Here is a 12,267-nt window from a genome sequence, read left to right as displayed (position 1 = left end):
ACGGCGGACGATCCGTCGCCGCCGCCCCACCCCCGCCGTGCGCGCCGTACGCTGAACCCGCCGGACCGCGCACCCGCACGTCCCGTGGACCACCGCGCACCCGCAGCGTCCGACGGACCACCGCGCACCCGCGCGTCTCATAGAATCCGCACGTCAGGGCCGCTCCAGAGCCGCAGCGCCCACCGCATCGCCAGGACGAGGAGCCCACCCTCATGGCCGAACACCCCGCCTACCCTGTAGGTCTCCGCCTCACCGGCCGTCGTGTGGTCGTCCTCGGCGGGGGCCAGGTCGCCCAGCGTCGCCTGCCCGCCCTCATCGCGGCCGGCGCGGACATCCGCCTCGTGTCCCCCGAGGCGACCCCCTCGGTCGAGGCCATGGCGGACGCGGGCGAGATCGCGTGGGACAGGCGCCCTTACGCGGAAGGCGACCTCGCGGACGCCTGGTACGCCCTGATCGCCACCAGTGACCCCGAGGCCAACACCGCCGCCTCCGCCGAGGCCGAACGGCACCGCGTGTGGTGCGTCCGCTCCGACGACGCCGACCGGGCGACGGCCTGGACCCCGGCGACCGGACACAGCGAGGGCGTCACCGTCGCCGTGCTCACCACGAACGCGCGCGGCCGCGACCCCCGCCACACCGCCGCCATCCGCGACGCGGTCGTGGAGGGCCTGCGCGACGGCACCCTCGTCGCCCCGCACCACCGCACCCGCACCGCCGGCGTCGCCCTGGTCGGCGGCGGCCCCGGTGACCCGGATCTGATCACCGTCCGCGGCCGGCGCCTGCTCGCCGAGGCCGACGTGGTCATCGCAGACCGGCTCGGCCCGCGCGACCTGCTCGCCGAACTGCCGCCGCACGTCGAGGTCATCGACGCGGCGAAGATCCCGTACGGCCGCTTCATGGCCCAGGAGGCCATCAACAACGCACTGATCGAGCACGCCAAGCAGGGCAAGGCGGTCGTACGGCTGAAGGGCGGCGACCCCTTCGTCTTCGGCCGGGGTATGGAGGAGGCGCAGGCACTGGCCGAGGCGGGCATCCCCTGCACGGTCGTTCCGGGCATCTCCAGCTCCGTCTCCGTCCCCGGCGCGGCCGGCATCCCCGTCACCCACCGTGGCGTCGCCCACGAGTTCACCGTGGTCAGCGGACACGTCGCACCTGACGACGAACGCTCCCTGGTCGACTGGGCGTCCCTCGCCAAGCTCACCGGCACGCTCGTGATCCTCATGGGCGTCGACAAGATCGGCCGGATCGCCGAGACGCTCGTCGCGCACGGCAAGTCCCCCGACACCCCGGTAGCCCTCGTCCAGGAGGGCACGACGGCGGCCCAGCGCCGGGTCGACGCGACCCTCGCCACGGTCGCCCGGACGGTGGTCGCGCAGGAGGTCAAGCCCCCCGCCGTCATCGTTGTCGGCGAGGTCGTGCACGTCGGCCCGCACGGGACGGTGTGACATGGCCGACCTCATCACCGTCGAGGACCCCGACGACCCGCGCCTGCACGACTACACCGGGCTGACCGACGTCGAGCTGCGCCGCCGACGCGAACCCGCCGAGGGCCTGTTCATCGCCGAGGGCGAGAAGGTCATCAGGCGGGCCGGGGAAGCGGGCTACGCGATGCGCTCGATGCTGCTCTCCGCCAAGTGGGTCGACACCATGCGCGACATCATCGACGAGGCGCCCGCCCCGGTGTACGTCGTCGACCCGGCGCTCGCCGAACAGGTCACCGGCTACCACGTGCACCGCGGCGCGCTGGCCTCGATGCAGCGCAAGCCGCTCCCCACGGCGACCGACCTGCTCCGGACCACCCGCCGCGTCGTGGTCATGGAGTCGGTCAACGACCACACCAACATCGGCGCGATCTTCCGTTCCGCCGCCGCACTCGGCATGGACGCGGTCCTGCTCTCCCCGGACTGCGCGGACCCCCTGTACCGGCGCAGCGTGAAGGTCTCGATGGGCGCGGTCTTCTCCGTGCCGTACGCGCGCCTCGACACCTGGCCCGCCGGCCTGGAGACGGTCCGTGAGGCGGGCTTCACGCTCCTCGCCCTCACCCCCGACGAGCGGGCCAAGGCCCTCGACGACGTCGCCCCGCACCGCATGGACCGGGTGGCCCTCATGCTGGGCGCCGAGGGCGACGGACTGACCCGGCGGGCCCTGGCCGCCTCCGACGAGTGGGTCCGCATCCCGATGTCCCACGGCGTCGACTCCCTCAACGTGGGCGCGGCGGCAGCGGTCGCCTTCTACGCGGTGACGACGGGCCGCCCCCCGGCATAGCCCCACCCACCCGACCGTCCACCGGTCGACGGACCCGCCCGGGCCGACGGGCCTTCCCGCCTGGTCGTCCGCCGGTCGGACAGGGCCCGCCCTGGGTCGGGCTCGCCCCGGGCCGGCGGGCTCGCACCAGGTCGTCCGCCGGTCGGTCGACGGGTCCGCCGGGCTCGTCCCCGGCTGGTGGTCCCACCTCTGACCGTCCTCGGTCGACGGGTCCGCCCTGGGCTGCCGGGCTCGCCCCGGGCCGGTGGCCCTACCCCCCACCGTCCGCCGGTCGTCAGCTCCGCCCGGGCCGACGGGCTCGTCCCGGTCGCCGGGCCGCCCCGGCCGCAGCCGCCTACGCCCCGGGGGCCTGCCGTCCCGGAGCGTCGCTCCGTACGTCCACCCGTTCCTGCTGCTGCGTCCGCACACCGTCCCGGTGGTCGCCGAGTCCGCGGGACGGCCCCTGGCAGCCCTGCGCGGCGGCGATGCCCAGCGCGACCAGCAGCGTCACGACCACGAACACGAACAGGCGCTGCCGCAGCAGCCGCGGGTTGGCGGGCCGACGCCAACCGGTCCCCGTGGTCCTCGGCGCCGTACGGCCGGCCCCGCTGCGCGGCGCGGGCCGGCCGCCGCTGTCGTTGCGGGCGCTGTTCCGGCCGGTGGTGTTGCGGGAAGCGGGCGTGGGCCGCGGACCGGACCGGCCGCCGGCTCCGCCGCGCGAGGGACTGCCACCCCGTGCGGCGGACCCGTTGCGCGACGGCGTGCCGCCGCGCGGCGAGGGGCCGCCGCGTCCGGGCGCCGGGCCCCGGGAGCCCGGCGCGCTCCGCGGCGCGGGCGTGCCCTGCTGCCCCTGCGGACGCCGCTGAGCACGCTCCGGGTAGGTGTCGGCGAGCCGTCCCGTGGGCCGGTCCGCCTCCGCGCTGCGCGGCGCCGGCGGCCGTACGTCGGCCAGGCCGTGAGCCTCCCGGGCCGCGATCTCCTTGAGCCGCAGCGACAGCTGCAGCGTGCTGGGACGCTCCTCGGGGTCCTTGGCCAGGCACGCCCGCACGAGTGGTGCCAGCGCGTCCGGGACACCGTGCAGTTGGGCCTCCTCGTGCACCACGCGGTACAGCATCACCTCTGAACTGCCGTGCCCGAACGGCGAGTCGCCCATCGAGGCGTACGCCAGAGTGGCACCGAGCGAGAAGACGTCCGTGGCCGGGGTGACCGCAGCCCCGCGCACCTGCTCCGGCGCGAGGAACCCGGGGGAGCCGACCGCGGTGCCGACGTGCGTGAGCGTCGAGGCGCCCGTCGCCCAGGCGATGCCGAAGTCGATGATCCGCGGCCCCTTCGGGGACAGCAGGATGTTCGACGGCTTCAGGTCCCGGTGCACCACCCCGGCCTCGTGCACGGCGACCAGTCCCTCGGACAGGGCGGCGCCGACGGCGGCGACGTCCACCGCGCCGAGCGGGCCCCCGTCGACGACCTTGTCGTGCAGGGAGGGGCCGGGCACGTACTGCGTGGCGAACCAGGGCCGGTCGGCCTCCAGGTCCGCCGCGACCAGCCGCGCGGTGCAGCCACCGCGGATGCGCCGGGCCGCCGAGACCTCGCGGGCGAACCGAGAACGGAACTCCTGATCCTCTGCCAGGTCCGGCCGGATGACCTTCAGCGCGACCCGCTGCCCCTTCTTGTCGGAGCCCAGGTAGACCACGCCCATTCCACCCGCGCCGAGCCGCCTGTGAAGCCTGAACGAGCCGACGACGCGCGGGTCCTCGCGCCTCAGGCGCATCATCGCCATGTTCATCCCCGCTGCCCGGTCCCTGTGACGAGCCACAGCTTACGTTTCCACGGCCGCCCGCGCGCAGAGGCCGCGCCCTCTCGGGGCGATGGATTGTCGGTGCGGGCTGGGAGAGTTGAGGACAGGTCAGTGACCGCGAACGCGGGACCACCTCACCCCGCCGGGCATCCCAACCGACCGCCGCACCAGGGGGATTGGGTCGAGGACGGGCGATCGGGTGGAGCGGGCCCGGGAGGCCGGCGAGACGGCTCGCGACCACGCGGCGGTGACGGGCGGGACGGGGCGCCGGGCGGCGTCAGCCGTGCGCGGAGAAGCGGCGGAGTGAGCGAAGTCACCGGACGGCCCCGGAGAAACCGGGTCACTGTGGACGCCCCCTCCGGGATGACCCCGAGACGCGGGACCCGGTCTCCACCCAGGGGAGTACACCGCAGGTCATGGCTCATCCTCCGGGAGGCCCGGCAATCGGTACGAGGGCATGACGTCCGGCGATCGCCCGGCGCCTAGATTTGAGGTCAAGCGGCGGGTGCAGCACTCGTCCCCCGAGGTCGGACGCCCGCCGCTGTCAAGGACAACACGAACGGTCAGGAGAGGGACCATGGCCCAGACGGTACCGCGGACGCCGGTCCGCACAGGCGCGGACCGCCGTCAGGGACGCCGCCACCCGTTGGTGGCGACGGTCATGGCCCTGCCCCTGGCGGCCCTGCTCCTCCTCGTCTTCGACGGGTGGGAGACGGTGGCCACACAGGCGTCGTCCGTGGGTGTGATGCTGGGGCGCTGAGCGGCGACCCCAGGCCCGGAAGAGCGGTCCGGGCGGGGACATCCATCCATGAAACCCCGTGGGGACGGGGGTGCGGCGGACGGCAGAATGCCGGCGCAGCTGGGGAGCTGCGCCGGCATTGCTTTTGCCTCAAAGGCCCGATCGAGCACCCGGTCGCGGGCCGCTCGAGGGCCGACGCGGAGGGGCGGGCAAGGTGCGGATCTGCCTGCGTACCCTCTCCCCGTGACGACGGACCCCCTGCTGACCGCCCTGACCGCCCACGTCAGGGGAACGGCCCACGCCCGCCCCGGCGACTGCCCCTGCGGCGCGGCCACCCTCGCCGACCGCCCCGACGCCACCGTCGTCCGGCACGCCGGCATCGTCGCCAAGGCCCACGCGCCGGACGCCGACCCCGCCGAGCTGGCCCTCCGTGTCTCCGTCGCCGCCCGGCTCCCCGGCGTCCTCCTGCCCCCACTGGGCCCGGCGCCCGTCCCCCTGCACGGGCGGCTCGTCACCCACTGGCCGTACGGCACCCCCGTGGACCCGGATGACCCGGACGCGGCGCCCTGGGAGGCCGCGGCGACCCTCCTCGCCCACCTCCACCGCACCCCGGCCCCCACCGCCGTACCCTCCATGCGCGGCCCCGCGAAGGCGGCCCTGGCCGTCGCCCGCCTCAGGGCGTCCGCCCCGCACCACCCCGCCACCGCTCCCGTGCTGCGCGCCTGGGCCGCCCTTCCCGCCTGGGCCCGCGGCGAGGCCGCCATGCCGGACACCACCACCCTCTGCCACGGCGACCTCCACCTCGGCCAGCTCGTACGCCACCCCGCACCCGAAGGCCCCTGGCTGCTGATAGACGTCGACGACCTGGGCACCGGTGTCCCGGCCTGGGACCTCGCCCGTCCGGCGGCCTGGTACGCCTGCGGGCTGCTCCCGCCCGACGAGTGGCACCGCTTCCTGACCGCCTACCGCGCGTCCGGCGGTCCGGCCGTCCCGCCCGTCGAAGACCCCTGGCCCGCGCTGGATGTTCCCGCCCGCGCCCTCATCGCGCAGACCGCCGCCCGCGCCGTCACCAAGGCGGTCGCGGCGGACCGGTCCCTGGACGAGGTGGAACAGTCACTGGTCGACGCGTGCGCGCGCATGACCGCCCACCGCCCCCGCGCCCCACGCGGGTGAGCCGAAGTTCCGCGAAGTAGGGTGCAACCGACCCACAGCCGGACAGAGTCTGTCCTGGCGATACGCGAAGCAGGACCGACCGGCGAGGAGTTGAGCCGAGCATGCAGTGCCCCAAGTGCCACGCACCGATGCACACCTACAACCGCAACGGCGTTCAGATCGAGCAGTGCAGCGGTTGCCGCGGGATCTTTCTCGACTACGGCGAGCTGGAGTCGCTGACCCGCCTGGAGGCCCAGTGGTCCCAGCCCGCTCCGCCTCCGCCGGCCCCGCCCGCCGCCCCGCAGGCGTACCCGGCCGCTCAGGCTCCCGCCTGGGGCGCCCCGCACGGCGGTCACGGCCATTACGGCCACCACCGTCAGAAGAGCTTCGGGCGCATGCTCTTCTCCAGCTGATCCGGCCCGCGCGCGGACCCGCTCCGCGCGCGGACACGCCGAAGCCCCCGGCCGTACGAGACGGCCGGGGGCTTCGGGCGGTGTGGACGATACTGGGATTGAACCAGTGACCTCTTCCGTGTCAGGGAAGCGCTCTCCCGCTGAGCTAATCGTCCTGGGAGTGCTGCGTGCGCGATACTGGGATTGAACCAGTGACCTCTTCCGTGTCAGGGAAGCGCTCTCCCGCTGAGCTAATCGCGCGGGGATCCTCGCGGATCAAGGTCCTTGCGGACCAGTGGACGATACTGGGATTGAACCAGTGACCTCTTCCGTGTCAGGGAAGCGCTCTCCCGCTGAGCTAATCGTCCTTGGAGGTGGAGACGGGATTTGAACCCGTGTAGACGGCTTTGCAGGCCGTTGCCTCGCCTCTCGGCCACTCCACCAGGAGTGTAGGAGACCCGGGAGGCCTCCTGTTCCTGCGAGCGGACGACGAGGCTCGAACTCGCGACCTCAACCTTGGCAAGGTTGCGCTCTACCAACTGAGCTACGTCCGCCTGTCGGTTCGGTCCGCTTGCGCGTCCCGGCGACGTGATGAACTCTAGCGGATTCCGGGGCCAGCACAAAAACGCGTTTGTGCAGCGTGCTGCGGTGCCTCCGGTCGCGGACCTGGCCGGTGCACCCGGAAGGACACGTTCGGGCTACCTCGGCGACACCGGCCTAGACTCGGCCACGTGCACGACCTCCCTCCTCTCGCCCGCTTCGGCGACCGCCTCGCCGCCGGTCTCCTCGACGTCACGAGTGATCCCGCCGCCCTCGGATCCGAGGGTTTCTGGGCCGTGTGCGCGGACTTCGAGGGCCGCCTGACCTGCGCACGCTTCGCGGACGTGCGGACGGAGCCCGTACCGGCGCCCGCGCCGGGCAGGTGGCGGGGCCCGGCCGTCGGTGACTGGACGACCTCGCTCGACCGCACCGCGTACACGGCGGCCGTACGGCGCATACGCGAGCACATAGCCGCCGGGGAGGTCTACCAGGCCAACCTCTGCCGAGTGCTCTCGGCGCCCGTCGCCCCCGACACCGACGTGGACGCCCTCACCGCCCTGCTGGCCCGCGGCAACCCGGCGCCGTACGCCGGAACGATCCGGCTTCCCGGGCACGGGGTCGAGATCGCCACCGCGTCGCCCGAGCTGTTCCTGCGCCGGGACGGCCGGCTCGTCGAGTCCGGGCCGATCAAGGGGACCGGTCGGACCGAGGCCGACCTGCTGGAGAAGGACTACGCCGAGAACGTGATGATCGTGGACCTGGTCCGCAACGACATCGGGCGGGTCTGCGCCGCGGGCAGCGTGACGGTGCCCGACCTGTGCGCCGTCGAGAAGCACCCCGGGCTCGTGCACCTCGTGTCGACGGTGCGCGGCGAGCTGCGCGAGGGTGCCGGCTGGGCGGAGCTGCTCGACGCCGCCTTTCCCCCCGGATCCGTCACCGGCGCGCCCAAGTCGAGCGCCCTGCGGATCATCGACGCACTGGAGACGGCGCCCCGGGGCCCGTACTGCGGAGGCGTCGGCTGGGTCGACGCCGACCGGGGAGTGGGCGAGCTGGCCGTCGGCATCCGCACCTTCTGGTTCGACCGGGCCGCGGGGCTGCTGCGCTTCGGCACCGGCGCCGGAATCACCTGGGGGTCCGACCCCGAGGGGGAGTGGCGGGAGACCGAACTGAAGGCGGCCCGGCTGCTCGCGGTAGCGTCGGGGGCGTACGAGGCCAACGGACCCGGAGAGGTACTACCGACGTGAAGATCTGGCTCGACGGCGGGCTGCAGGACACCGAGTCCGCCCGCGTGTCCGCCTTCGACCACGGGCTGACCGTGGGCGACGGCATCTTCGAGACGGTGAAGGCGGTGGACGGCAGACCGTTCGCGCTGACCCGGCACCTCGACCGGCTGACCCGTTCGGCCCGCGGTCTGGGCCTGCCCGACCCGGACCTCGACGAGGTCCGCCGCGCCTGCGCCGCCGTCCTGGAGGCCAACCCCGTGCCCCTGGGCCGGCTCCGCATCACCTACACCGGCGGACACGGACCGCTCGGCTCCGACCGCGGCGAGCAGGGCCCGACGCTGGTGGTGGCCCTGGGCGAGACCGGTCGGCGCCCCGACTCCACAGCCGTGATCACGGTGCCCTGGACCCGTAACGAGCGCGGCGCGGTCACCGGCCTGAAGACCACCTCCTACGCCGAGAACGTCGTGGCCCTCGCCCGCGCTCGCGAACGGGGCGCCTCCGAGGCCCTGTTCGGCAACACGGTGGGCCGGCTGTGCGAGGGGACGGGATCCAACGTCTTCGTCGTCCTCGACGGCGAGATCCACACCCCGCCGGTCGCCTCCGGCTGCCTCGCCGGGATCACCCGGGCCCTGGTCCTCGAGTGGACCGGCGCCCGCGAGACCGATCTGCCGCTGGACGTACTGGAGCGCGCCGACGAGGTCTTCCTGACCTCCACGCTGCGGGACGTCCAGGCCGTGCACCGCGTCGACGAGCGCGAACTCCCGGGCGCCCCCGGACCGGTGACCGCCAAGGCCATGCGGATCTTCGAGGAGCGGTCCGGGGACGACCTCGACCCGTAATCGCCGATATCTCGACCATCTCGACCCGCAACCGCGAATATTCGGCTGCCCTCGGCGCGCACGGCGGGTAGAACACCCATGATGACCACCACTCTGCGGCCGACCGAGCCGCTTCAGCGCGCGGCCGACGGAACGCGTTCACGCCGTTACCAGGTGTGCGTGAACAGCCGTCCCGTCGGCGCGATACACCTCGGCACCTCCCCCGCCTTCGGCGACTCGGTGGCCGTGATCCACGAACTGCGCATCGACGAACCCGACCGCCGGCGCGGCCGGGGCACGGTGGCCGCGCTGGCCGCCGAGGAGGTGGCGCGGGGCTGGGGCTGCCGGCAGATCCTGGCGAGCGTCGGTGCCGGTGCCGGTGTTGACGCCGAGGCGGGCTCGCGGCTCGCGCAGGCGCTCGGCTACGTCCTGCGCAACCGCGGCATGACCAAGCCGCTCGGTGACACCCCGCCCGCCCTGCCCGCGGGCAGCCGCGCGCGGCCCATGACACGGGACGAGTTCGACGCCTGGCACGTTCACGAGTCGGAGCAGTACGCCCGCACCTGGATCGAACGGGGGATGCCCGAGGCCGAGGCGTACGCGAAGGCCCGCAGCGACCACGCGACGCTCCTGCCGCAGGGACTGGACACCGAGAACACGCTGTTCAGCGTGCTGGAGCACGAGGGCGAGCGGGTCGGCGTCCTGTGGCTGGCGCTGCGGGAGGACCGGGCCTACGTCTTCGACGTCGAGACCGACGCGGCCCATCGGGGGCGGGGACACGGCCGGTCCCTGATGCTGCTGGCCGAGGCACGGGCGATCACCGCCGGCCGACGCCTGATCGGCCTGAACGTCTTCGCGGGGAACACCGCGGCCGAGCGGCTGTACGAGTCACTCGGCTACGGAACCACGCAGTACAACTTCTACAAGGGCTTGCTCTGACGGTGGTGGGGGCCGGACCTCCTGATCAGGGGTGGACTCAGTCCTCTCAGGGGTGGACTCAGTCCTCGGCTCAGTCCTCCTGTTCGGCCAGCAGCCGGTCCACGATCTCCTCGACGCGCTCGCGCAGCCCTTCCTGGCTCTTGCCGCCGTCGAGGCGCTCGCCGCCGATCACGTACGTGGGGGTGCCGGTCACGCCGATCGCCTTGCCCTCGGCCTGGTCGGCGTCGACGACCAGGATGTGTCGGCCGTCGATCAGCGCCGTGTCGAACTCCTCCGCGTCCAGACCCAGTTCCCCGGCCACCTCGACCAGGAGGGGTTCTCCCCTACGGTCCAGCTCCGCGACACGGTCCAGCACGGCCTCGGCGTACGGCCACCCCTGACCCTGGGCCACGGCCTCCTCGGCGGCCTGCGCGGCGGCGAAGGAGTGCTTGTGCTTCTCCAGCGGGAAGTGCCGCAGCCGCAGCTCCAGGCGGTCGCCGTAGCGGGCCCGCAGGGCGCGGAGGTCGTCCAGGGCGGTGTGGCAGTCCGGACACTGGAGTTCGCACCAGACGTCGAGGACGGGCGCGGTGTGACGGGCGGGGGAGGAGTCGCTCATGGCGACCAGTCTCCCAGCTCGGGGAGCGCCGCCCCAATCCGGACCGGGCCGCCCTCGTCGTACGGCGGGCGAGCAGGCCCGTGCCGCGGCGGTCGGGGGCGGTCACCGGCACGACCTGGGGAGGAGCCGACCCCGAGATGTCCCTGATCTCGGGGCCGGGGCATGGCCTCGCGGGGCGAGGACGGTGCAGGATGGAAGGGACGAAGCACTCATGCCCGACCGAGCCCAGCCTGGAGGACCGGATGATTGCCGAGACCGTCTGCTCCGCGGTGTCCGCGGCGGGCCTGGGCATCGCGGCGGTCACCGCGTACCGCAGGCGTTTCCTCACGGCCGCCCGCATCGCCGCCTACTCGCTCGTCCCGATCGGGCTGGTGATGACCGGGGTCGTCGAGTGGCTCGCCGACACCGCCTTCAGCCCGGTGGCCTGGGCCGGCTTCGCGGTGCTGGGTGTGTCCTGGGTGCTGTTCATGACCACGCGCACCGTGGAGCGCCGCCGCGGCGGCACCCGTAAGCAGCGCAAGGAGGCCCGGGCCGCCGCCCGGCGCGACGCGGTGGCCCCGGAGGCCTCGGCGCCCTCCCTCGCCACAGGCTCCGGCCCGGCGTCCCAGCCCCGGCCCACGTCCCAGTCCCGGCCCGCGAGCACGTCCCGCGACGACGACTTCAGCGACATCGAGGCCATCCTGAAGAAGCACGGGATATGAACAAGCACGGGACATGAAGAACCGCAGCGCATGAGACCGCCGGACCAGGCTCAGCCGTACGCGTCCTTGGAACGACACAGTGGTCCGCGCGCGTCACAGCATGCACCGGAACGGTCACGATCCGACCAGACCTCGCGGAATTCAACGAACACCCGGTCGTTACGAGCGTGTTGATCGCAAAGGTCCCGCGTACTGCGTCATGATCGCGGCGAGATGCCGGACACCACTCAGCTGGATACACAGCTGAACACGAGACAGAGCGAAACCGCGCCAACGCAGGACGAACCGCGCGGCTGCCTCTTCGCCCTTTCCCAGCCACCGCTCATGATCTTCCTTGCGGTGATCGGGTGTCTGCTGCTCATGGCTGCGTTGCACGATCTGCTGTTGCTGTGAGCCGTACCCGCGTTCCCCGGCGCCACCCGCCGGGGACCGCGTCGCGACCGCGCGTCTCGGCCCGACCGGTCCGGAGGGACGGCGTCAGCCGGCCGCCTCCTTGCGTCGCGCCCGGTACGCGGCCACGTGCAGGCGGTTTCCGCACGTGCGGCTGTCGCAGTACCGCCGCGAGCGGTTCCGGGAGAGGTCGACGAAGGCGCGCCGGCAGTCGGGGGCCTCACACCGCCGCAGCCGCTCCTGCTCCCCGGCGACCACGAAGAAGGCCAGGGCCATGCCGCAGTCGGCGGCCAGGTGGTCCGCCACGGAGGCGCCGGGCGCGAAGTAGTGGATGTGCCAGTCGTGGCCGTCGTGGTCGGTGAGCCGGGGCGTGGTTCCGGCAGCGGCGACCAGGTCGTTGATCAGTCCGGCGGCGGCACGGGCCTCCGTCGCCGCGAAGACCGCCGCGAACCGTCCGCGGATCCTGCGCACCGCCGAGAGGTCGAGTTCGGAGAGCACGCCGACGTCGCTGACCGCGTGCGTTCGCACGAACTCCTGCAGGGCCGCGACATCCGGCAGACCGTCCGGCGCCGATTCGTCCTCCGGCGCGGTGTTCACCAGATCCACCACCGTGTCGAGGGCACACCGGCTGTCGTGGGTGATCAGCACATCTCGCTCCCTGGCCTGAGACGGGCGGGCGCCCGCCGATGGTGGCCGATGGTAGTGGCTCCGCGGCGGCCGGACCGGCCCGATCAGGCGC

13 protein-coding genes and 5 tRNA genes are annotated in these 12,267 nt (G+C 73.4%); 10 read left to right on the top strand and 8 right to left on the bottom strand.

The window, feature by feature from the left end; translation table 11 throughout:
- The first annotated feature begins 212 nt into the window (after positions 1 to 212).
- Positions 213 to 1,445: a uroporphyrinogen-III C-methyltransferase gene (cobA, locus tag RM812_RS27900; RefSeq protein ID WP_311577809.1), complete on the top strand. Its 1,233-nt coding sequence runs from the start codon at positions 213 to 215 to the stop codon at positions 1,443 to 1,445.
- Between the two features lies 1 nt (position 1,446).
- Positions 1,447 to 2,265 carry a TrmH family RNA methyltransferase gene (locus RM812_RS27895; RefSeq protein WP_311577804.1) on the top strand — a complete coding sequence of 273 codons (819 nt, stop codon included), beginning with the start codon at positions 1,447 to 1,449 and terminating at the stop codon, positions 2,263 to 2,265.
- A gap of 334 nt (positions 2,266 to 2,599) precedes the next feature.
- Here the strand turns inward: RM812_RS27895 and RM812_RS27890 are convergent, their stop codons facing one another.
- Positions 2,600 to 4,027 (bottom strand): serine/threonine protein kinase, encoded by a 1,428-nt coding sequence (locus tag RM812_RS27890; RefSeq protein WP_311577801.1) that lies wholly within the window; start codon positions 4,025 to 4,027, stop codon positions 2,600 to 2,602.
- 589 nt (positions 4,028 to 4,616) lie between these two features.
- On the opposite strand from RM812_RS27890, the gene RM812_RS27885 reads away from it, so the two are divergent.
- From RM812_RS27885 to RM812_RS27875, 3 genes are all read left to right on the top strand, one after another.
- A complete protein-coding gene (locus tag RM812_RS27885) occupies positions 4,617 to 4,799 on the top strand; it encodes a hypothetical protein (RefSeq protein WP_311577798.1) in 183 nt (60 codons plus the stop codon).
- A gap of 222 nt (positions 4,800 to 5,021) precedes the next feature.
- Positions 5,022 to 5,951: an aminoglycoside phosphotransferase family protein gene (locus RM812_RS27880; protein ID WP_311577796.1), complete on the top strand. Its 930-nt coding sequence runs from the start codon at positions 5,022 to 5,024 to the stop codon at positions 5,949 to 5,951.
- A gap of 101 nt (positions 5,952 to 6,052) precedes the next feature.
- Positions 6,053 to 6,343, top strand: coding sequence for a TFIIB-type zinc ribbon-containing protein (locus RM812_RS27875; RefSeq protein ID WP_311577793.1), 291 nt, complete (start codon positions 6,053 to 6,055; stop codon positions 6,341 to 6,343).
- A gap of 83 nt (positions 6,344 to 6,426) precedes the next feature.
- Here the strand turns inward: RM812_RS27875 and RM812_RS27870 are convergent.
- The 5 genes from RM812_RS27870 to RM812_RS27850 all read right to left on the bottom strand — a co-directional run bounded on the left by RM812_RS27870 (position 6,427) and on the right by RM812_RS27850 (position 6,876).
- Positions 6,427 to 6,498 (bottom strand) — tRNA-Val (locus RM812_RS27870).
- 13 nt (positions 6,499 to 6,511) lie between these two features.
- Positions 6,512 to 6,583 (bottom strand) — tRNA-Val (locus RM812_RS27865).
- Between the two features lie 35 nt (positions 6,584 to 6,618).
- Positions 6,619 to 6,690 (bottom strand) — tRNA-Val (locus RM812_RS27860).
- Between the two features lies 1 nt (position 6,691).
- Positions 6,692 to 6,765, bottom strand: a tRNA-Cys gene (locus tag RM812_RS27855).
- Between the two features lie 38 nt (positions 6,766 to 6,803).
- A tRNA-Gly gene (locus tag RM812_RS27850) sits at positions 6,804 to 6,876 on the bottom strand.
- A 177-nt stretch (positions 6,877 to 7,053) separates the two neighbouring features.
- Between RM812_RS27850 and RM812_RS27845 the strand changes: the two genes are divergently transcribed.
- From RM812_RS27845 to RM812_RS27835, 3 genes are all read left to right on the top strand, one after another.
- Positions 7,054 to 8,106 carry a chorismate-binding protein gene (locus tag RM812_RS27845; RefSeq protein WP_311577790.1) on the top strand — a complete coding sequence of 351 codons (1,053 nt, stop codon included), beginning with the start codon at positions 7,054 to 7,056 and terminating at the stop codon, positions 8,104 to 8,106.
- On the top strand, positions 8,103 to 8,924 hold the full coding sequence (locus RM812_RS27840) for an aminotransferase class IV (RefSeq protein ID WP_311577787.1): 822 nt from the start codon (positions 8,103 to 8,105) through the stop codon (positions 8,922 to 8,924). Before RM812_RS27845 ends, RM812_RS27840 begins: the two co-directional genes overlap by 4 nt.
- A gap of 81 nt (positions 8,925 to 9,005) precedes the next feature.
- Positions 9,006 to 9,842: a GNAT family N-acetyltransferase gene (locus RM812_RS27835; RefSeq protein WP_311577784.1), complete on the top strand. Its 837-nt coding sequence runs from the start codon at positions 9,006 to 9,008 to the stop codon at positions 9,840 to 9,842.
- Between the two features lie 70 nt (positions 9,843 to 9,912).
- Here RM812_RS27835 and RM812_RS27830 read toward each other — a convergent pair whose 3' ends face one another.
- Positions 9,913 to 10,437 carry a DsbA family protein gene (locus RM812_RS27830; protein ID WP_311577781.1) on the bottom strand — a complete coding sequence of 175 codons (525 nt, stop codon included), beginning with the start codon at positions 10,435 to 10,437 and terminating at the stop codon, positions 9,913 to 9,915.
- 242 nt (positions 10,438 to 10,679) lie between these two features.
- Between RM812_RS27830 and RM812_RS27825 the strand changes: the two genes are divergently transcribed.
- Together RM812_RS27825 and RM812_RS27820 are read left to right on the top strand one after the other, a co-directional pair.
- The gene (locus tag RM812_RS27825; RefSeq protein ID WP_311577778.1) at positions 10,680 to 11,138 is read left to right on the top strand and encodes a hypothetical protein; all 459 of its coding nucleotides are present in this window, start codon (positions 10,680 to 10,682) and stop codon (positions 11,136 to 11,138) included.
- Positions 11,139 to 11,351: 213 nt separating this feature from the next.
- Positions 11,352 to 11,531, top strand: a complete 180-nt coding sequence (locus RM812_RS27820; RefSeq protein ID WP_311577775.1) for a hypothetical protein — start codon at positions 11,352 to 11,354, stop codon at positions 11,529 to 11,531.
- Positions 11,532 to 11,615: 84 nt separating this feature from the next.
- On the opposite strand, the gene RM812_RS27815 is transcribed toward RM812_RS27820, so the two are convergent.
- A complete protein-coding gene (locus RM812_RS27815) occupies positions 11,616 to 12,176 on the bottom strand; it encodes a CGNR zinc finger domain-containing protein (protein WP_311577773.1) in 561 nt (186 codons plus the stop codon).
- Positions 12,177 to 12,267 lie beyond the last annotated feature (91 nt).

This window comes from Streptomyces lancefieldiae (assembly GCF_031845825.1).
In the GTDB taxonomy this organism is placed as follows: domain Bacteria; phylum Actinomycetota; class Actinomycetes; order Streptomycetales; family Streptomycetaceae; genus Streptomyces; species Streptomyces lancefieldiae.
The sequence above is the reverse complement of the archived record's forward strand: the minus strand, read 5'-3'. Positions and strand labels throughout refer to the sequence as shown.

What these genes read in the sequence shown, in the direction of transcription:
- cobA (WP_311577809.1), top strand. Translation starts at nt 213, where the DNA reads ATGGCCGAACACCCCGCCTACCCTGTAGGTCTCCGCCTCACCGGCCGT.
- RM812_RS27895 (WP_311577804.1), top strand. Translation starts at nt 1,447, where the DNA reads ATGGCCGACCTCATCACCGTCGAGGACCCCGACGACCCGCGCCTGCAC.
- RM812_RS27890 (WP_311577801.1), bottom strand. Translation starts at nt 4,027, where the DNA reads ATGAACATGGCGATGATGCGCCTGAGGCGCGAGGACCCGCGCGTCGTC.
- RM812_RS27885 (WP_311577798.1), top strand. Translation starts at nt 4,617, where the DNA reads ATGGCCCAGACGGTACCGCGGACGCCGGTCCGCACAGGCGCGGACCGC.
- RM812_RS27875 (WP_311577793.1), top strand. Translation starts at nt 6,053, where the DNA reads ATGCAGTGCCCCAAGTGCCACGCACCGATGCACACCTACAACCGCAAC.
- RM812_RS27835 (WP_311577784.1), top strand. Translation starts at nt 9,006, where the DNA reads ATGACCACCACTCTGCGGCCGACCGAGCCGCTTCAGCGCGCGGCCGAC.
- RM812_RS27830 (WP_311577781.1), bottom strand. Translation starts at nt 10,437, where the DNA reads ATGAGCGACTCCTCCCCCGCCCGTCACACCGCGCCCGTCCTCGACGTC.
- RM812_RS27825 (WP_311577778.1), top strand. Translation starts at nt 10,680, where the DNA reads ATGATTGCCGAGACCGTCTGCTCCGCGGTGTCCGCGGCGGGCCTGGGC.
- RM812_RS27820 (WP_311577775.1), top strand. Translation starts at nt 11,352, where the DNA reads ATGCCGGACACCACTCAGCTGGATACACAGCTGAACACGAGACAGAGC.